The following is an 18,727-nucleotide window of genomic DNA, read 5'->3' on the forward strand; positions in this document are numbered from 1 at the left end:
TAGTGGTTCACTCCGCCGGCCCAGGCGCCAGCACTTCACGGCTACCGTTGATGCCCATGGCGGACACGAGGCCCGCCGTTTCCATCTGTTCGACGAGACGCGCCGCGCGGTTATAACCGATGCGCAACTGGCGCTGCACCGAGGAGATCGACGCGCGCCGCGTGCGCACCACGAAGGCGACCGCCTCGTCGTAGAGGGGATCGGCCTCCGCGTCCGGCGATTCGCCGAACAGGTCTTGCGCTGCGCCGCCCTCGGTGGCCGGGCCGTCGAGAATGCCTTCTTCGTACTGCGGTTCGCCGAACTGCTTCAGATACTCGACGATCCGATGCACTTCCTCGTCGGCGACGAACGCGCCGTGTACCCGTTGCGGGTAGCCCGTGCCGGGCGGCAGGAACAGCATGTCGCCCTGGCCCAGCAGCGACTCGGCACCCATCTGATCGAGAATCGTGCGCGAGTCGATCTTCGACGATACCTGGAACGCCACGCGCGTCGGAATGTTCGCCTTGATGAGCCCCGTGATCACGTCGACCGAAGGACGCTGCGTCGCCAGGATCAGGTGGATGCCGGCGGCGCGCGCCTTCTGCGCGAGCCGCGCGATCAGTTCTTCGATCTTCTTGCCGGCCACCATCATCAGGTCGGCCAGCTCATCGATCACGACCACGATCAGCGGCAGCGGCGCGAGCGGTTCGGGCGCTTCCGGCGTCAGCGAGAACGGGTTGCCGAGCTTCTTGCCCTTGGCTTCGGTGTCGCGGATTTTCTGGTTGAAACCGGCCAGATTGCGCACGCCGACCGCGGACATCAGGCGGTAGCGCTTTTCCATTTCGCCGACGCACCAGTTCAGCGCGTTGGCGGCCAGCTTCATGTCGGTGACGACCGGCGCGAGCAGATGCGGAATGCCTTCGTAGACCGATAGCTCCAGCATCTTCGGATCGATCATGATGAGGCGTACTTCCTCGGGCGTCGCCTTGAAGAGCAGCGAGCAGATCATCGCGTTGATCGCCACCGACTTGCCCGAACCGGTCGTGCCCGCGACCAGCATGTGCGGCGCCTTCGCCAGATCGGCGACCACCGGATGGCCGGTGATGTCCTTGCCCATGGCGAGCGTCAACTGGGAATGCGAGTTCTGGTAGACGCTGGCTTCGAGGATCTCGGACAGGCGGATGGTCTGGCGCTTGGCGTTCGGCAATTCCAGACCCATGCAGGTTTTGCCGGGAATCGTCTCGACCACGCGGATGGATGTCAGGCCGAGGCCACGTGACAGATCCTTCATCAAGCCGACGATCTGACTGCCGCGCACGCCAAGCGCCGGCTCGACTTCGAAGCGCGTGATGACCGGTCCGGCCGACGCGCCGACAACGGTCACCGGCACCTTGAATTCCTGCAGACGCTGTTCGATCAGCAGACCGGTTTCGATGAGCTTTTCTTCGGAGACCGGTTCGACGTCGATGTCCGCGGGCGCGAGCAGGTCGAGCGTGGGCAGTTCGACCATCGATGCCGCGGGTGCGCGGAACTCGAAGCCGTTGGTGGGGCTGTGGCCGCGCAGCGGGGGGCGTTGGACGGTGGGTTCGGCGGGCCCGGTGGATGGGGTCGCGGTTGTGGTCGGTGCAGCGGGGGTTGTTGCGTCGAGTGGCGTTGCGTCGAGCGGTGCTGCCGCGAGCGGTGCGGATGCTGCTGGCGCGAAGGCGGCCTCGTCGAGGCGGTCTTCCACGGCGACCGGTTCGTCGGCAACGACATCGGATGCCACGGGCGCGGCGTGAACCGCGAAGCCCGGAAAGCGAACCACGTTCGATGCCTGCGCCACGATGGTGGGTGGCGGCTCTGCGGCTGCTGTGTTGTCGGCGTATGCGGTGGCCGGCGACTCCGACGCGTGCGGCACGATGCTTTGCGGTGGCACTGCGGCCGATGCGTTGGCAACGTGCTCGGTGGATGGCGAGTTCGACGCATGCGACGCTACGTTGAGTGGCGGCATTGCTGCCGTTACGTTTGCGGCGTGCGTGCTGGTTGACGCGCCCGATGCTTGGGGTGCATCCGACAGGGCAGGGGAGTCCACTGCCTCCATTTGGACTGGCGCGGCAGATTCGTCAAGGCGCGCTCCGCTCAGCGACGGCACGACGTCATGCGTCGCCACGGCTTCACTCGACGCGGCAACGCTAGCGACTGCCGGCCCGCTCGACGACGAAGCCGCGTGTTGCGCCAGGACGGAATCGAGTTCGGCTTCCCAAGGCGCGAGGGTTTTATCGAACACGACGGAAGCGACCGGGGCATACGCCGGCACAGCGGACGGTGGCTCGATGACCGGCGTGGCTGTTTTTCCGTGTTCGGTGGCCGCGGATGTAGTCGGCTGCCCGGCAACCTCAGATGCGATGACTTCTGAATGATCCGCCGGCTGGCTAGGTGTCTGCGCGACTTCAGCTGTCGGGTTCGCGTGGCTGTCGGCGTGAGGTGCCAGCTGCGCTGAATCGTCTTCGAGCGGCGGTTCGTCCGCGTGAGCTTCGCTCGCTTGCAACTGCGCCGCGAAGATCTGAAACGGCGTAGGTGTAGCAACCGATGGCACATACTGCGACGCAGGTGCAGGTGCAGGTGCAGGTGCAGGTGCAGGTGCAGCCGGAGCCGGAGCCGGAGCCGCAGCCGCAAACACAGGCTCGACTACGGGCGCCGCCGTCAACGGTGGTTGAATGACCGGTGGCTCGATCGGCCATTGCACGACGGGCTCGTGGCTGACCTCCAGCGGCACTTCGATCGCGGTTTCCGTGCGCGTCGTTTCGACCGGCGCTTTTACCGAGTCGTCAGCCGATGCACTTTCCACAACTTCGAACGAAGGCACAGACTCGTCCGGCGGCAAAGGCGTCAATGGCATCAAAGGCGTCTCGAGTACCTCCGCTCGCGCCACATCCCCGCCCGATGGCCGAACCTCGAACGACCCCAACGCGTCCAGCGCGCTCGTGACTTTCGGGGCGTCCGCGCTGCTGCTGCGCGCGAGGCTCACCCCGGCAAGGTCGGTCCAGCGGGCGGCGTTTTCAGCAATGCTGCGAAGCGTCTCCTGCACACTCGGAGGCGGCGTGACTTTCTGCGTGGTGGGCATAGGCCGCGTGAAGCTGGGCGGCGCCCGGCGCGTCGCCGACGCCGGCATGTCGTCGCCTGAACGCGGGGCGGCCGGGAAAGCCTGCCGGGGCGCCGCGGCGCGATTGACCGAAGCCGCCGGGGCAGAGGTGCCTTGGGCCGCCACCGACGGACGACCCGCGCCGGTGGTTGTGTTGCCCACGGACCCCGCAGTCGAGTGGGAGGCCGCGCCGGGGACGCCGCGCGCCATTGCCGCCGCGTGCGTCGCTGTCTGAGCCACTCTGGTTGGCACAGCCGCGCGGCCCGCGGCACCTGCCGCGCCCGCCGCAGCTGCACCACCCACAGTACGTGCCGCACTCGCAGTGCCTGTCGCGGCTGCCGAAGTTGCACCCACTGTACCCACTGCACCAGCTGCAGCCGCACCCGGAGCGAAGGCCGCACCTGCCGCGAGGCCGGCACCGAACCCTGACGATCCGACGGCCCGCAGCTCGCCAGCCGATCGACGTCCAACCTGCGATGCGCTGTCGCGAGCCGCGGCACCGGATGCACCCGATCCGGCGACCGAATCCGCCGCCGGCGCAGCCATGCGTGATCCGGAGTCGCGCAACCAGCCGGTCGGTGCGACCGGCTCGGCCGGCATCCACGCGGCTTTGTCCGGGTTGAGTGATTGCGTTTGCATCGGTACATGGCGCGGCGGTGTCGTCGCTGCGCCCGTGCGCAGCACCGGCTCGGACTGCGCCTGACCGCGCGGCGCCGCCGCCCCGCTGCGCCAGTTCGCGCCGGCGCCACGCGCCGACGCATCCTTGCCCGCGGCAGCCGCAGCGGCACCCGCGGCCGCGTCGCGCCCGCGCGCGGGCGGCCGCCACACCGTGGGGCGCGCGTAACGTCCATTGGTTTTCGGCGCCATCGTATTGGTGGCCGGCGAAACGTGCGACGGCAAACCGTCGTCGACACTGCGATGACGGCGCGCTTCCTCGTCGCGTTTGGCGAGGCCGCGCGACAGGCCGAGGCCGAACGCGCCGTCGGCCCATGCGGCGAAGTCGCGCCACCGGAAGTCGATTAGCCAGGGCAGGCTGATCAGCAGCAGCGCGAGCGCCGCCAAGGGCGTGCCGATATGCCCGAGCAGATGACCGAAGCCCGCGGCCAGCGCATGGCCGAAGCCATTCACACCGGCCATGCCGATCAGCGACGCTTCGAGTGTGCAGCTCGCCACCAGCACGCAGACGAAGCCGAGCCAAAGCCGGATCGTGCCGGGGCCGCGCAAGCCTGCGCCGCCCGGCAGCGCGGACTTCACGAGACGCCACACAAGAGGAATGAACCAGACGGCTGACCCGCCGAACCAGCCGAAAACTACCGTTTGCATACTAGACATCAACGAATGACGGACGCGCGCAAACGCAATCCGTCGAGTTTAAACCGGCGAAGCCCGACGCTTCGAAGGCAGACGCAAGTATGCTTGCGTCCCATCGGAAAGCAGACCGGCGCGCGGCCTGCCGTCGGTGAAAAACAACGGCTGTCGGGACAGCCTTCACCCTTCATGCGGACCGTTCCGACCGTGGCGCGCGCCGCAGGCCGGTTGGCCAGTCAGCGTGCCTTGCTCTCGTCCGGCGATCCGCGCCCCGCTCATTTCGTGCTGCTGTCGAAGGTCAGCGTGTCGCCGTTGTCGAGCACCAGTTGCATCTGCTGCGGCGCGCGCATCTGCACGCCGGTGCGATCGATATGCGTCAGCGCATTGAGATACGCGCCCTCGATCTGTCCGCCCGGCGTCATGCACGCCATGCGCGTGCCGCCCAGCGTGCCGAAGCTCAGCTTGCCGTCTTTCAGCGCATACGAGCCCATATAGCGGTTGCAACCGGAAAAGCCGCTGGCGTGCCGTTGACCGGTCGAGGTGGACAACGTGAGCGTAATCGGCGCGCCCTGGTTCGAGGACGGAATCGCGCGTGCGGTGCCGTCAGCCTGTTTCCAGGCGCTCAGCACCCAGCTGGTGTCGTCGAGCAATTGCGCGGCGGCGGGGTTGAATGGGTCGGGCGCGGCGGCTTCCGAGTCGGGATGTTTCGGGATCGCGCAGGCGCTCAACAGCGCGGCGACGCTCAACGCGGCGATGGCGGTGCGCAGATACGGGTTGAAATACGGGGTAAAGCGCGCAACACGTCGCGCGGAGGAGCTTTGGAGCATGGCGTCGTTCCTCTTCAAACTGGCGAAGGCGTAAGGGTAACGCACTAAGCTCGCCGCACGCGAGAGCATTGGCGTGCCACGAGCTTATTCAGCGCGCCGTGGCGGCCTTGTACGCCGGCGTTGTGCGCAAGTTGTGCGCAGTCGTTGCCCGTCACGCGCGGATCAGGATGTGGCCGCCGCGAGCAAGGTGCGGCGAGGGGCTCGCATGTTAACATCGTGTTCTACCCAATCCCACCCTCATCCGACTTTTATCTGGAGACCTCATGCAGATCGGCCAACGGATCGGCACGCCCCTTTCTGAATCCGCCACGCGTGTCATGCTGCTCGGCGCCGGCGAGCTCGGCAAGGAAGTGATCATCGCGTTGCAACGGCTGGGCGTCGAAGTGATCGCCGTCGACCGTTACCCGAACGCGCCGGGTCACCAGGTCGCGCACCGCGCGCACGTGATCGACATGACGGATCGCGCCGCGTTGCGCGCGCTGGTCGAACAGGAGCGCCCGCATCTGATCGTCCCCGAGATCGAGGCGATCGCGACCGACGAACTCGCCGCCATCGAAAGCGACGCGCTCGCCGAAGTGATCCCAACGGCGCGCGCCACGCAGCTCACCATGAACCGCGAAGGCATTCGCCGTCTGGCCGCCGAGGATCTCGGCCTGCCGACCTCGCCGTACGCCTTCGCCGACTCGCTCGACGAACTGCGCGCGGGCATCGCCAAAGTCGGCTATCCGTGCGTGGTGAAGCCGGTCATGTCGTCGTCGGGCAAGGGGCAGTCGGTGCTGCGCAGCGACGCCGACGTCGAACCCGCATGGCAATACGCCATGGCCGGCGGCCGGGTGAACCACGGCCGCGTGATCGTTGAAGGCTTTATCGACTTCGAATACGAAATCACGCAGTTGACCGTGCGCGCCATCGACCCGGCGAGCGGTGAAGTCAGCACGTATTTCTGCGACCCGATCGGCCACGTGCAGGTGGCGGGCGATTACGTCGAATCGTGGCAGCCGCAGCCCATGAGCCCGCTCGCGCTCGAACGTTCGCGTGAAGTGGCGCACAAGGTCACGGCCGCGCTCGGCGGGCGAGGTTTGTTCGGCGTGGAACTTTTCGTGCGCGGCGATGACGTATGGTTTTCGGAAGTGAGTCCGCGTCCGCACGATACCGGTCTCGTCACACTGTGCTCGCAGCGCTTTTCGGAATTCGAATTGCACGCGCGCGCGATCCTCGGTTTGCCGGTGGATACGTCGCTGCGGGCGCCGGGTGCGTCGGCGGTGATTTACGGTGGCCTCGACGAGACCGGTATTGCTTTCGAAGGTGTCGCCGCGGCGTTGGCGGTGCCGAATTCGGACCTGCGCCTGTTCGGCAAGCCGGAGAGTTTCGTCAAGCGCCGCATGGGCGTGGCGCTCGCCACGGGCGACAGCACCGACGAAGCACGCTCGCGTGCGAAGCAGGCTGCGGCGGCGGTGCGGCCGGTGTCGGCGAAGTAAGTGCCGGCGGGGCGCGCTCGGCATGGTTGTGACGAACCGCCACGCGCCGCTGGTTTCGCGCGGCCGGCATAATCGGCGCGCGCAATCTGAAATGATTGGGCTCGTCGAGCTCATCGACGTTGAGGTACGTATGGCGCTGGAAATCGGCAACAACACGCGGCGCGGGGTGGCCGGCCGTCTCGGCGCACTCGGCGTGCTGTTCGCGCTATGTGCCGGATTGTCGGGGTGCGGTCTCGCGGCCGCGCCGTGCCGGATCGCTTCGGCCGGCTTGAAGATCGTGCCGGTGGTCGGGCACGTGGCCGCCGCGCCGACCGATGCGTGCGCCGACGTGATCGATCCATGATCGATTCGCGTCGACTGTCCTGAGCCGCAGCCACGAGGCGCGGCATACCTGGGGCTTGCCTGGCATCGCCCGTGTTTGACTGGCAGCAACGATCGAGGCTTCCCATGAAGAGATGGCTGGTTGCGTTAACCACGGCGGCGGGACTCGCGGCGTCATATGGCGTTGCATGTGCCGCGCCGTTGCAGTTTTCAGAGATTCAGGCGAAAAACCGTCAGACCCACAAATACACCTGTGCGACCGGCAAGATCCTGCAGGTCACCTACTGGAACACGGCGAACGGCCAGAGCTTCGCGCTCGTGCCGGTGAAGGGCAAAGCGCTGCTGTTCGTCAACACCATGTCGGCCTCCGGCGCGAAATATCAGGCCGGCAGCTATACCTGGTGGACCAAGGGCCCGCGCGCCGACCTGTACGACGCCATGGACGGCGAAAACGCGCCGCCCATGCTGTCGGACTGCGTCACCATCAATCGCTAGGCATGCGGCGGCGGGTTATCCCAACTGCGCCGCTGATTGCCTCATCATGCTCCTGCCGCGCGGCATTGGCCGCCGGCCGCACATCATTCCCGTTCGAGTAGTAAGCTGTCTGGCGTGGCATCTGCAGCGCGCTCACGTTATGCCATCAAGCCATGCCGGGCGGTGTCCGCATGGCCGTCGTAGTCTTTCGATCGTCCGTTTCCGGACCCCGGCAAGGGGTCGCGGCCCGCGTCCGTATCATCAAGCGAGACCCTCAATGAAAGCATCGGACCTGTTCGTCAAATCGCTGGAAGCCGAAGGTGTCGAGTATGTGTTCGGTATTCCCGGTGAAGAAAACCTCGATCTGCTCGAATCGCTGCGCCGCTCGAAAATCCGTCTGATCCTCACGCGTCATGAACAGGCGGCCGGTTTTATGGCCGCCACTTACGGGCGTCTCACGGGGCGCATCGGCGTGTGCCTGGCGACCCTGGGCCCGGGCGCGACCAACCTCGTGACAGCCGCGGCGTACGCGCAACTGGGCGGCATGCCGATGCTGATGGTCACCGGGCAAAAACCGATCAAGGCGAGCAAGCAAGGGCATTTTCAGATCGTCGACGTAGTGCGCATGATGGAGCCGCTGACCAAATACACGCGGCAGATCGTGTCGGTCAGCAATATCCCGGCGGCGGTGCGCGAGGCGGTGCGTCAGGCGGAAGAAGAGCGGCCCGGCGCCACTCACCTCGAGTTGCCGGAAGACGTCGCGCATGAAGAAGGCGACGGCAAGCCGATTCCGAAGAGCTACAGCCGCCGTCCCATCGCCGAGGAAAAAGCCGTGGCGCACGCGGTCGAGGCGATCACCCGCGCGAAGCATCCGTTATTGATGATCGGCGCGGGCGGCAATCGCAAGACGACCACCAAGATGCTGCGCGAGTTCGTCGACCAGATCGGCATTCCGTTCTTCACCACGCAGATGGGCAAGGGCGTGATCGACGAATCGCATCCCATGTGGCTCGGCAACGCGACGCTCTCCGACGGCGACTTCGTGCACCGCGCGATCGACCACGCGGACTGCATCATCAATGTCGGTCACGACGTGATCGAAAAGCCGCCGTTCTTCATGCGCAGCGGCGAGGCCGGCGAGAAGACGGTGATTCACGTCAACTTCCTCGGCGCCGAGGTCGACACGGTGTACTTCCCGCAGATCGAAGTGGTCGGCGATATCGCCAACGCCGTGTGGCAACTCAAGGAAAGTCTCAAGGAGCGCCAGGAGCATTGGGACTTCACGCGCTTCAAGGAAATCAAGGAGCACTTCGAGGCGCATCTGATCAAGGGCCAGCACGACGATCGTTTTCCCATGTATCCGGTACGGATCGTCAACGACGTGTACGAGACCACGCCGGTGGACGGCATCGTGTGTCTGGACAACGGCATGTACAAGATCTGGTTCGCCCGCTACTACCGCGCGCACGAACCGAATTCACTGCTGCTCGACAATGCGTTGGCTTCGATGGGCGCGGGGCTGCCGTCCGCGATCGCCACCAAGATCGTGCATCCGGACCGCAAGGTCATGGCCGTGTGCGGCGACGGCGGTTTCATGATGAATTCGCAGGAACTGGAAACGGCGGTGCGTCTGAGGCTGGATCTGGTGATCCTGATCTTGCGCGACGACGCGTTCGGCATGATCCGCTGGAAGCAGGAAAACATGAACTTCCCCGATTACGGCATGACGCTGAGCAACCCGGATTTCGTCGCGTATGCGCAGAGCTATGGGGCAAAGGGTCACCGTATCGAATCGGCGGCGGAGTTCGCGCCGCTGCTGCGCGAATGTTTCGTGACGCCGGGCGTACATGTGATCGATCTGCCGATCGACTATTCCGACAATGAGCGCGTGCTGAATCGCGAGATCAAGCGGCTGTCGGCGCAACTATGAACGGCGGGTGGCTTCACCGGCGACTGACAGGCGAGCGGAAAATGGGCGCGGCTAGTGAGCGGCACACGAACGGCACGCTAGTGGCAAGTGAGCAGCCAATGAGCAGCCAATGAGCAGCCAATGAGCAGCCAAGGGGCATGCCCCTTGCTGGCAGTCTTGATTTTACAGGTATCGGATCAAGGAGACGCGTCATGTTGAACAAGACCTACCCGTACTATCTCGCCAACGTTGCGGTGGCCGCCAACACCGATCTCGAAGTCACCGATAAATTCAGCGGCGAAGTCGCCACCCGCGTGGCGATGGCCGACGCCGCCGCGATCGACAAAGCGATCGGCCACGCCGTCGAGGCCATGCCCGCGCTGCGCGCTTTTCCGCCGTTCAAACGCCAGGCGGTGCTCGAACATTGCGTGAAGCGCTTTCGCGAGCGCTACGACGAACTGGCGCTCGCGCTGTGCATCGAGGCCGGCAAGCCGATCAACGACTCGAAAGGCGAGGTCACGCGCCTGATCGATACGTTCAAGGTGGCCGCGGAGGAGTCGGTGCGTATCGACGGCGAGATCGTCAATCTGGAGATTTCGCCGCGCGCCAAGGGCTACCACGGCTACGTGAAGCGCGTGCCGATCGGCCCGTGCTCGTTTATCTCGCCGTTCAACTTTCCGCTGAACCTGACCGCGCACAAGGTCGCGCCGGCTATCGCGGCAGGTGTGCCGTTCGTGTTGAAGCCGGCGAGCCGCACGCCGGTCGGCGCGCTCATCATGGGCGAGATTCTGGCGGAAACCGATCTGCCCAAAGGCGCATTCTCGATTCTGCCCGCGCATCGCGACGGCGCCGATCTCTTCACCACCGACGAGCGCTTCAAATTGCTGTCTTTCACCGGCTCGCCCGCGGTGGGCTGGGATTTGAAGAAGAAGGCGGGCAAGAAAAAGGTGATTTTGGAATTGGGCGGCAACGCGGCTGCGATCGTCGACGGCGATCAGGGCGGAAAGCTCGACTATGTGGTCGACCGGCTCGCATTCGGCGCGTTCTATCAGTCTGGGCAGAGCTGCATCGGCGTGCAGCGGATTCTCGTCCACGCCAGTTTGTATGACGCCTTGCGCGAGAAGCTCATTGCTAAGACCAAATCGCTCGTGATGGGCGATCCGAAAGACGAAAAGACCTTCGTCGGGCCGATGATCTCCGAATCGGAATCCAAACGCCTCGCCGGCTGGATGGAAAGCGCGGTGCAGGCGGGCGCGAAAATCATTGCCGGCGGCAAGGTCGAGGGCGCGATGTTCGAGGCCACGCTGCTCGAAGGCGTGAAACGCGACACCGATCTGTATCGTAAGGAAGCGTTCGGGCCGGTGGCGATTCTGGAGCGCTTCGACGATTTCGACGCCGCGCTCGCGACCGTCAACGACAGCGACTTCGGCCTGCAGGCGGGCGTGTTCACGGATTCGCTCGCGCATGCGCATCGCGCGTGGGACGAACTCGACGTGGGCGGTGTGGTGATCAACGACGTGCCGTCGTTCCGGGTCGACAACATGCCGTACGGCGGCGTGAAGGATTCCGGGTTGGGGCGTGAAGGCGTGCGCTACGCGATCGAGGACATGACCGAGCTGCGCCTGATGGTGATGCGCGAGACGTGGTAGGACTGCTGTCACGCAACTGTCGTCTGAGCCCACTACGCTGCGAGCGAAGCGCGACGGCGCATGGGAGTGCCCCGAGCGCCGGCGCCCCGGCTTTCGCCGGCGTAAGCAGAAAGCCGGCACATGCGCCATGAGTGTTTTTGCTGAAGTGCTACAATACCGGCCTTTCCGGCGGGTGTTTCCGCCGGCCGGAGCCGGCCGCATTTTTTCCCGCAATACTATCGGGTCCCGTGCGGAACGCCGTGGCTCCGCCTTCATCACGATGCCCTCTGCGGTTCCGACCGCTGCCGCGCGCACGCGCAAAGCGCATTTTTAGCGAAAGCCACCATGTCCGACACAGCCGTCACGCCCAGCACTGCGACTTTTGATCAATTCGGTCTCGCGCCCGACATCCTGAAAGCCGTCAAAGAATCGGGCTACACCATCCCCACGCCGATCCAGGCGCAGGCGATTCCCGTCGTGCTGGCCGGCCGCGACGTCATGGGCGCCGCGCAAACCGGCACCGGCAAGACCGCGAGTTTCTCGCTGCCGATCATCCAGCGCCTCTTGCCGCAGGCGAGCACGAGCGCGTCACCCGCCCGCCATCCGGTGCGCGCGCTGATCCTCACGCCGACCCGCGAACTGGCCGACCAGGTCGCCGCGAACGTGCAGTCGTATGCGAAGCACACTGCGCTGCGCAGCGCAGTGGTGTTCGGCGGCGTGGATATGAATCCGCAATCGGAGCAACTGCGCCGCGGCGTCGAGATTCTGATCGCCACGCCAGGCCGTCTGCTCGATCACGTGCAACAGAAGACCGCCAACCTCGGCCAGGTGCAGATTCTCGTGCTGGATGAAGCCGACCGCATGCTCGACATGGGCTTCCTGCCGGATCTGCAGCGCATTCTGAACCTGCTGCCGAAAGAGCGTCAGACGCTGCTGTTTTCGGCCACGTTCTCGGGCGAAATCAAGAAACTCGCTGCCACTTATCTGCACAACCCGCAAACCATTGAAGTCGCGCGCAGCAACTCGACTGCGACCAACGTAACGCAGATCGTCTTTGAAGTCGCCGAAGGCGACAAAACTGGCGCGGTCGTGCAACTGATTCGCGAGCGCAGCCTCAAGCAGGTGATCGTGTTCTGCAATAGCAAGATCGGCGCGAGCCGTCTCGCGCGCAGCCTCGAGCGCGACGGCGTGGTGGCGACAGCGATTCACGGCGACCGCTCGCAGAATGAACGGATGCAGGCGCTCGACGCGTTCAAGCGCGGCGAGATCGAAGCGCTGGTGGCGACAGACGTCGCCGCACGCGGCCTCGATATCGCCGAACTGCCGGCGGTGATCAACTTCGATCTGCCGTTCAATGCGGAAGACTACGTGCACCGCATCGGCCGTACCGGCCGCGCGGGTGCTTCTGGCGACGCCTTGTCGCTGTGCAGCCCGAACGAGCGCAAGCAGCTTGCCGATATCGAGAAGTTGATCAAGCGTCCGTTGGACGTGCAACGCCTGACGGTGGAAGCGCCGGTGCGCCACCACCATGAAGAGCGCGCACCGCGTCGCGAGCGCAGCAGCGAAGGACGCGAAGGGCGTGAAGATCGCGGCAGCCGTCGGCGCACGGGTGCGTCGTCGGGTTCGTTCGACCGGCCGCATCATCATCGCGCGCAGCCTGTGGATGATTTCTTCCTGAAGCCGTATGAGCCGTCGCCTGCTTCGGTTCGCAAGGTCGAGGAGGCCGACGCTGCTTCGGCCGCGCCGCAGAAGCCCGCTTCCAAGCAGCCGTTGGCTGCGCTGTTGGGTGGGTTCGGCATGCCGAGAAAGTCGCCGTCGTCTTCCTGATCCAGACGCGAATCGCGGTTATCCTGCTGCGGGTAATCCCATTCGATTTGCCCATGCCACCGTGGCGGCGGCATAAAAGCCGTCTAGCGTCGTATGGGCCGCAGCGCCTTCCACCTTGAGCCCCAGATGCCGCGCCGCCGCGCTCAGCGCGTCGAGTGGCTTATCGCTGTCCAGCGCCGTAGCGCCGTTCTGCTTGCTGAGTTTTTCGCCCTGTTCGTTCACGACGACGGGCACATGCAAATACTCGGGCGTCGGCACGCCGAGGCAGCGCTGCAAATAGATCTGCCGTGCCGTTGAATCCATCAAATCCGCGCCGCGCACAATGTGCGTGATGCCCGCGTCCGCGTCGTCGACGACCACCGCCAGTTGATACGCCCATTGGTCGTCCGCGCGCTTCAGCACGAAATCGCCGACCTCGGTGGCCAGGTTCTGCGTCTGCATGCCCTGCCAGCGATCCTCGAACGTGATGATCGCGGCGTCGCCGTCGGGCACGCGCAGTCGCCATGCGCGCGCCGGTTTGCCATGCAGGCCTTCGCGGCAGGTGCCGGGATAGGCGAGAGTGGTGTTGCGCGCGTGCGCGTGCAGCAGCGAGTCGGCGATTTCCTTGCGCGTGCAGCCACACGGATAGATCATGCCGCCGGCCTTCAATTGCTCCAGCGCCTGCTGGTAGCGCGCGAGGCGGGTGCTTTGCCAGACAGGCGGTTCGTCCGCCTGCATGCCGAAGCGCTCGAGGGTGGCGAGAATGTCTTCGGCGGCGCCCGGCACGGTGCGCGGGCCGTCGATGTCTTCAATGCGCACGAGCCACGCTCCCCGATGCGCTCGGGCGTCCAGCCAGCTTGCGAGCGCGCTGACCAGCGAGCCGAAATGCAGCGGGCCGGTGGGCGATGGCGCGAAACGTCCGCGGTAGGGCATGCCGGCCTCGGCCCCGGCCCGCAAGCCGCGCCCCGATTGTTGCGCCGGCTGCGCGGCCACCATCACGCGGCGCGTGCCGCCTTGCTGTCCGGATGACATTCCGGACACGTCTTGCCCGCCACGTACATGGGCGATTGTTGCGCTTCCGGCGAAACCACGGCGCGGCAGCCGAAGCATTGCGTCGTCTTGCTGGGCTCAAGTTGAGGATTGAGCGCGGTGCGGTAGTCGAACACGAAGCAGTCGCCGTGATAGTGGGCTCCGCCCACTTCCTCGAAGTACTTCAGAATGCCGCCCTCGAGCTGGTACACGTTCTCGATGCCCACGTCCTTCATGTGGATCGCCGCTTTCTCGCAGCGAATCCCGCCCGTGCAGAACGACACGACCGTCTTGCCTTCCAGATCGGCGCGATTCTGCTCGATCACTTCCGGAAACTCGCTGAATTTCGTAATGCGGTAGTCGAGCGCGTTGTCGAACGTACCGACGTCGACTTCGAATGCGTTGCGCGTGTCGAGCATCACGACGGGGCGGCCTTGATCGTCGTGACCGCGGTCCAGCCAGTTTTTCAGCGTGGGCGCGTCGACGAACGGCGCACGGCCTAGCTCCGGCCGGATGGCCGGTTTTTTCATTGTGATGATCTCGCGCTTGAGCTTGACCAGCATGCGGGTGAACGGCTGCTTGTCCGACAGGCTTTCCTTGAACTGCAAATTCGCGAACTTGCCTTCGAACAGCGCGTCGCGACGGATGTAGTCGATGAACGCGTCCGTAGCCTCACGCGTGCCGGCGACGAACAGGTTGATGCCTTCCGGCGCCAGCAGAACAGTGCCCTTCAGGCCGAGCGCATTGCAGCGCTCCGTGACGAACGGGCGCCATGCGGCGGTGTCTTCGATAGTCGCAAATTGATACGAAGAGAGGTTGACGATACTCATAAGTGTCCAGCGGTAAGAGGTGACCGGCGTTGCGGAAAACAGGGCGCATTGGGCTCCCGCTTTCAGGCGCCACGCGGCACGGCCACGTCGAATGGGGCGAAACCCCTATTATCTCTCAACCCGGCGCGTTCCCCGACTCGGCCGAATGGCCAGCGGGTTGCGGTAGCGCAAATCGTTCTCGAACTTGCTGTCGATTTGCCGCGCTCAGGCGGACGTCCGCATGCTCCGCCACCTCAGAAACGCCTGTGCACGCGGCTCGCGCGTTTGCGCCCTAAGCCGGACGGCCAACGCGCGGTTTTGGCCTGAAAACTCCGGAACGGTGGAGTTACAATGTCGCCCATGTCAGATCCCCGCTTCGTTCATCTCCGCGTTCACTCCGAATTCTCGATTGCCGATGGCATCGTGCGCCTTGACGACGTCGTCAAGGCCGCCGCCAAAGACGGCCAGGGCGCGCTCGCCCTCACCGATCTCGGCAACGCATTCGGCCTCGTCCGTTTCTACAAGGAAGCCCGCGGCAAAGGGGTCAAACCCATTGCCGGCTGCGACGTCTGGATCACCAATCCGGACGACCGCGACAAGCCTTCCCGTTTGCTGCTGCTGGTCAAGGACAGGCGCGGCTACCTGAACCTGTGCGAACTGCTCAGCAAGGCGTCGCTCACGAACCAGTATCGCGGTCGCGCGGAAGTCGAGGCCGGCTGGCTCGAAACGGGTCTCGGCGAAGGGCTGCTCGCGTTGTCGGGCGCACAGCAGGGCGACATCGGCCTCGCGCTCGCGGCGGGTAACGAAGAAGCGGCAAAGCGCAACGCGCTGCATTGGGCGAAGGTATTCCCGGGCGGCTTTTATATCGAGTTGCAGCGCTGCGGTCAGCCCGGCGGCGAGCACTACGTGCAGCAGGCGGTCGCACTCGCGGCGTCGCTGAAACTGCCGGTGGTCGCCACGCATCCCATGCAGTTCATGACGCCGGACGACTTCACCGCGCACGAAGCGCGCGTGTGTATTTCCGAAGGCGACATTCTGGCCAATCCGCGCCGCCCGAAGCGCTTTACGTCCGAGCAGTATTTCCGCACACAGGAAGAGATGGCCGCGCTGTTCGCGGACATTCCGTCGGCGCTCGCCAACTCGGTGGAAATCGCCAAGCGTTGCAACCTCACGCTCGAACTCGGCAAGCCGAAGCTGCCGCTCTTCCCCACACCCGACGGCATGTCGCTCGACGACTACCTCGTGCATCTGTCGAAAGAGGGCCTCGAAAAGCGTCTCGAGCAGCTTTATCCGGACGAAGCCGAACGCGCGGCGCAACGTGCCACGTACTACGAGCGCCTCGAATTCGAGTGCGGCACGATCATCAAGATGGGCTTTCCCGGCTACTTCCTGATCGTGGCGGACTTCATCAACTGGGCGAAGAACAACGGCGTGCCGGTCGGTCCGGGCCGGGGCTCGGGCGCCGGGTCGCTGGTCGCATACGCGCTCGGCGTGACCGACCTCGATCCGCTGCGCTACAACCTGCTGTTCGAACGTTTCCTGAATCCGGAGCGGGTGTCCATGCCCGACTTCGACATCGACTTCTGCCAGCACGGCCGCGATCGCGTGATCCAGTACGTGAAGGAAAAGTACGGTGCGGACGCCGTGTCGCAGATCGCCACGTTCGGCACGATGGCGGCGAAGGCGGCGGTGCGCGACATCGGCCGCGTGCTCGATCTCGGCTATATGTTCACGGACGGCATCGCCAAGCTGATTCCGTTCAAGCCGGGCAAGCACGTCACCATTGCCGACGCGATGAAGGAAGAGCCGCTGCTGCAGGAGCGCTTCGACAACGAAGACGAAGTGCATCAGCTGCTCGAACTCGCGCAGCGCGTGGAAGGGCTGACGCGTAACGTCGGCATGCACGCGGGCGGCGTGCTGATCGCGCCCGGCAAGCTGACCGATTTCTGTCCGCTGTACACGCAGGGCGACGAAAGCGGCGTGGTGAGCCAGTACGACAAGGACGACGTCGAAGCCGTCGGCCTCGTGAAGTTCGACTTCTTGGGTCTGACCACGCTCACGATTCTCGACTGGGCCGAGCGCTATATCCGGCGTCTCGATCCGTCCAAGCAGGACTGGTCGCTCGGGCAAGTGCCGCTCGACGACCCGGCGTCGTTCTCGATCCTGAAGAAAGCGAATACGGTCGCCGTGTTCCAGCTGGAAAGCCGCGGCATGCAGGGCATGCTGAAAGACGCGCAGCCTGACCGCTTCGAGGACATCATCGCGCTGGTCGCGTTGTACCGTCCGGGCCCGATGGACCTGATTCCGAGCTTCTGCGCGCGTAAGCACGGCCGCGAAGTGGTGGAATATCCGGATCCGCGTGTCGAATCTGTTCTGAAAGAGACCTACGGCATCATGGTCTACCAGGAGCAGGTGATGCAGATGGCGCAGATCATCGGCGGCTATTCGCTGGGCGGCGCCGACTTGCTGCGTCGCGCGATGGGTAAGAAGAAGGCCGAGGAAATGGCCGAGCATCGCGAGTTGTTCCGCCAGGGCGCCGCGAAGAACGGTCTGACCGCTGAGAAGGCCGACGAAATCTTCGACTTGATGGAGAAGTTCGCGGGCTACGGCTTCAACAAGTCGCACGCGGCCGCGTACGCGCTGCTGGCGTATTACACCGCATGGCTGAAGGCGCACCATCCGGCGGAATTCATGGCGGCGAATATGTCGCTCGCCATGGACGACACGGACAAGGTCAAGATCCTGTTCGAAGACTGTCTCACGAACAAGATGGCGGTGCTGCCGCCGGATGTGAATCTGTCCGCGTATCGCTTCGAGCCGGTCGCCGAGCCTGACGGCAAGCGCTCGAAAACGATCCGCTACGGCCTCGGCGCAATCAAGGGCAGCGGCCAGAACGCGATCGAAGAAATCCTGCGTGCGCGCGAAGACGGTCCGTTCATCGATATTTTCGATTTCTGCAACCGGGTCGACCGCCGCATCGTCAATCGCCGCACGGTTGAAGCGTTGATCCGCGCCGGCGCGTTCGACACCTTGCATGCGAACCGCGCGCAACTGATCGCGTCCGTTTCGCTCGCCATGGAAGCCGCCGAGCAGGCGAGCGCCAACGCGCTGCAAGCGGGCCTGTTCGACATGGGCGACGCGCCGTCGCAAGGTCACGAACTGGTCGACGAGCCGGAATGGCCGGAAAAGAAAAAGCTGCAGGAAGAGAAGGCCGCGCTCGGCTTTTATCTGTCGGGCCATCTGTTCGATGCCTACAAGAACGAAGTGCGCCGCTTTGTGCGCCAGAAGATCGGCGAGTTGAAGGAAGGCCGCGACAAGCTGGTCGCGGGTGTGATCGCGTCGCTGCGCACGCAGATGACCCAGCGCGGCAAGATGCTGATCGCGCTGCTCGACGACGGCACCGGGCAATGCGAAGTCACGGTTTTCAACGAAACGTTCGAAGCGCACAAGCAGCTGTTCAAGGAAGACGAACTGCTGGTCGTGCAGGGCCAGGCGCGTAACGACGCTTTTACCGGCGGGATTCGCTTCACTGTCGACACGGTCATGGACCTCGGCCGCGCACGCTGCCGTTACGCTGAGGCCGTGAAGGTGCAGATGAACGGCAACGCAGACGCGCTGGCATTGCGTCGTGTGCTTGAAGCGCATAGCGCAGGCAAGGACGAACCACCTGCGGCAGCGGCGCCGGCGGCTTCATCGCGCGGCGGGAACGGCGGTGGAAACGGTAGTGGCCGCAATGGTGGCGGCTACGGCGGTGGTGGGCAGCGTCAGGCGGTACAGATTCCGAACGGGCTCGCCGTGCAGGTGGTGTATCGCAGCCAGAACGCGGAAGGTGAAATGCGTCTGGGCGACGCGTGGCGCGTGAAGCCGACCGACGAACTGCTCGCGGCGTTGCGCGGCGAGTTCGCCGGAAGCTCGATCGAGATCGTGTATTGATGGTGGGTTGATGCTGGTTTTGGGGCGGCCCAGGGGGGGGGGACACCGGGGGTGTGGGGGCGGGGGGGGTGCCCGCGGCGCGCGGGGGGGGGGGGGGCGGGGAGG

The 18,727-nt window shown here is 64.9% G+C and carries 11 protein-coding genes; 7 read left to right on the plus strand and 4 right to left on the minus strand.

From position 1 onward, the window contains the following. Positions 1-7 precede the first annotated feature (7 nt). Together P0D71_RS35625 and P0D71_RS35630 are read right to left on the minus strand one after the other, a co-directional pair. Positions 8-4,423, minus strand: coding sequence for a DNA translocase FtsK (locus P0D71_RS35625; RefSeq protein WP_459252306.1), 4,416 nt, complete (start codon positions 4,421-4,423; stop codon positions 8-10). Between the two features lie 260 nt (positions 4,424-4,683). Then, complete coding sequence (locus P0D71_RS35630) at positions 4,684-5,235, minus strand: META domain-containing protein (RefSeq protein ID WP_408483852.1); 552 nt, start codon at positions 5,233-5,235, stop codon at positions 4,684-4,686. A 263-nt stretch (positions 5,236-5,498) separates the two neighbouring features. Here P0D71_RS35630 and purT point away from each other — a divergent pair, with 263 nt between their 5' ends. From purT to P0D71_RS35660, 6 genes are all read left to right on the plus strand, one after another. Beyond that, positions 5,499-6,713 (plus strand): formate-dependent phosphoribosylglycinamide formyltransferase, encoded by a 1,215-nt coding sequence (gene purT / locus P0D71_RS35635; RefSeq protein ID WP_408483853.1) that lies wholly within the window; start codon positions 5,499-5,501, stop codon positions 6,711-6,713. A 130-nt stretch (positions 6,714-6,843) separates the two neighbouring features. Beyond that, positions 6,844-7,056 carry a DUF6726 family protein gene (locus tag P0D71_RS35640; protein WP_408483854.1) on the plus strand — a complete coding sequence of 71 codons (213 nt, stop codon included), beginning with the start codon at positions 6,844-6,846 and terminating at the stop codon, positions 7,054-7,056. 104 nt (positions 7,057-7,160) lie between these two features. Next, positions 7,161-7,529, plus strand: a complete 369-nt coding sequence (locus P0D71_RS35645) for an MliC family protein (protein ID WP_408183358.1) — start codon at positions 7,161-7,163, stop codon at positions 7,527-7,529. A 256-nt stretch (positions 7,530-7,785) separates the two neighbouring features. Then, the gene (locus tag P0D71_RS35650; RefSeq protein ID WP_091796098.1) at positions 7,786-9,438 is read left to right on the plus strand and encodes an acetolactate synthase large subunit; all 1,653 of its coding nucleotides are present in this window, start codon (positions 7,786-7,788) and stop codon (positions 9,436-9,438) included. 191 nt (positions 9,439-9,629) lie between these two features. Beyond that, on the plus strand, positions 9,630-11,066 hold the full coding sequence (locus tag P0D71_RS35655) for an aldehyde dehydrogenase family protein (protein WP_408483855.1): 1,437 nt from the start codon (positions 9,630-9,632) through the stop codon (positions 11,064-11,066). Positions 11,067-11,390: 324 nt separating this feature from the next. After that, a complete protein-coding gene (locus tag P0D71_RS35660; RefSeq protein ID WP_408483856.1) occupies positions 11,391-12,872 on the plus strand; it encodes a DEAD/DEAH box helicase in 1,482 nt (493 codons plus the stop codon). Between the two features lie 18 nt (positions 12,873-12,890). On the opposite strand, the gene gluQRS is transcribed toward P0D71_RS35660, so the two are convergent. Next, positions 12,891-13,784 (minus strand): tRNA glutamyl-Q(34) synthetase GluQRS, encoded by an 894-nt coding sequence (gluQRS, locus tag P0D71_RS35665; RefSeq protein WP_408483858.1) that lies wholly within the window; start codon positions 13,782-13,784, stop codon positions 12,891-12,893. A gap of 62 nt (positions 13,785-13,846) precedes the next feature. After that, complete coding sequence (locus P0D71_RS35670; RefSeq protein WP_091796086.1) at positions 13,847-14,710, minus strand: sulfurtransferase; 864 nt, start codon at positions 14,708-14,710, stop codon at positions 13,847-13,849. A gap of 330 nt (positions 14,711-15,040) precedes the next feature. On the opposite strand from P0D71_RS35670, the gene dnaE reads away from it, so the two are divergent. Next, positions 15,041-18,622 carry a DNA polymerase III subunit alpha gene (gene dnaE, locus P0D71_RS35675; protein ID WP_408483857.1) on the plus strand — a complete coding sequence of 1,194 codons (3,582 nt, stop codon included), beginning with the start codon at positions 15,041-15,043 and terminating at the stop codon, positions 18,620-18,622. The last annotated feature ends 105 nt before the right edge of the window (positions 18,623-18,727 follow it).

Origin of the sequence: Paraburkholderia sp. RL17-383-BIF-A, from assembly GCF_046028015.1 — a bacterium.
Taxonomy (GTDB): domain Bacteria; phylum Pseudomonadota; class Gammaproteobacteria; order Burkholderiales; family Burkholderiaceae; genus Paraburkholderia.

Excerpts from the sequence above, each read along its gene's own strand:
- P0D71_RS35625 (WP_459252306.1), bottom strand. The coding sequence starts at position 4,423 with ATGCAAACGGTAGTTTTCGGCTGGTTCGGCGGGTCAGCCGTCTGGTTC.
- P0D71_RS35630 (WP_408483852.1), bottom strand. The coding sequence starts at position 5,235 with ATGCTCCAAAGCTCCTCCGCGCGACGTGTTGCGCGCTTTACCCCGTAT.
- purT (WP_408483853.1), top strand. The coding sequence starts at position 5,499 with ATGCAGATCGGCCAACGGATCGGCACGCCCCTTTCTGAATCCGCCACG.
- P0D71_RS35640 (WP_408483854.1), top strand. The coding sequence starts at position 6,844 with ATGGCGCTGGAAATCGGCAACAACACGCGGCGCGGGGTGGCCGGCCGT.
- P0D71_RS35645 (WP_408183358.1), top strand. The coding sequence starts at position 7,161 with ATGAAGAGATGGCTGGTTGCGTTAACCACGGCGGCGGGACTCGCGGCG.
- P0D71_RS35650 (WP_091796098.1), top strand. The coding sequence starts at position 7,786 with ATGAAAGCATCGGACCTGTTCGTCAAATCGCTGGAAGCCGAAGGTGTC.
- P0D71_RS35655 (WP_408483855.1), top strand. The coding sequence starts at position 9,630 with ATGTTGAACAAGACCTACCCGTACTATCTCGCCAACGTTGCGGTGGCC.
- P0D71_RS35660 (WP_408483856.1), top strand. The coding sequence starts at position 11,391 with ATGTCCGACACAGCCGTCACGCCCAGCACTGCGACTTTTGATCAATTC.
- gluQRS (WP_408483858.1), bottom strand. The coding sequence starts at position 13,784 with ATGCCCTACCGCGGACGTTTCGCGCCATCGCCCACCGGCCCGCTGCAT.
- P0D71_RS35670 (WP_091796086.1), bottom strand. The coding sequence starts at position 14,710 with ATGAGTATCGTCAACCTCTCTTCGTATCAATTTGCGACTATCGAAGAC.
- dnaE (WP_408483857.1), top strand. The coding sequence starts at position 15,041 with ATGTCGCCCATGTCAGATCCCCGCTTCGTTCATCTCCGCGTTCACTCC.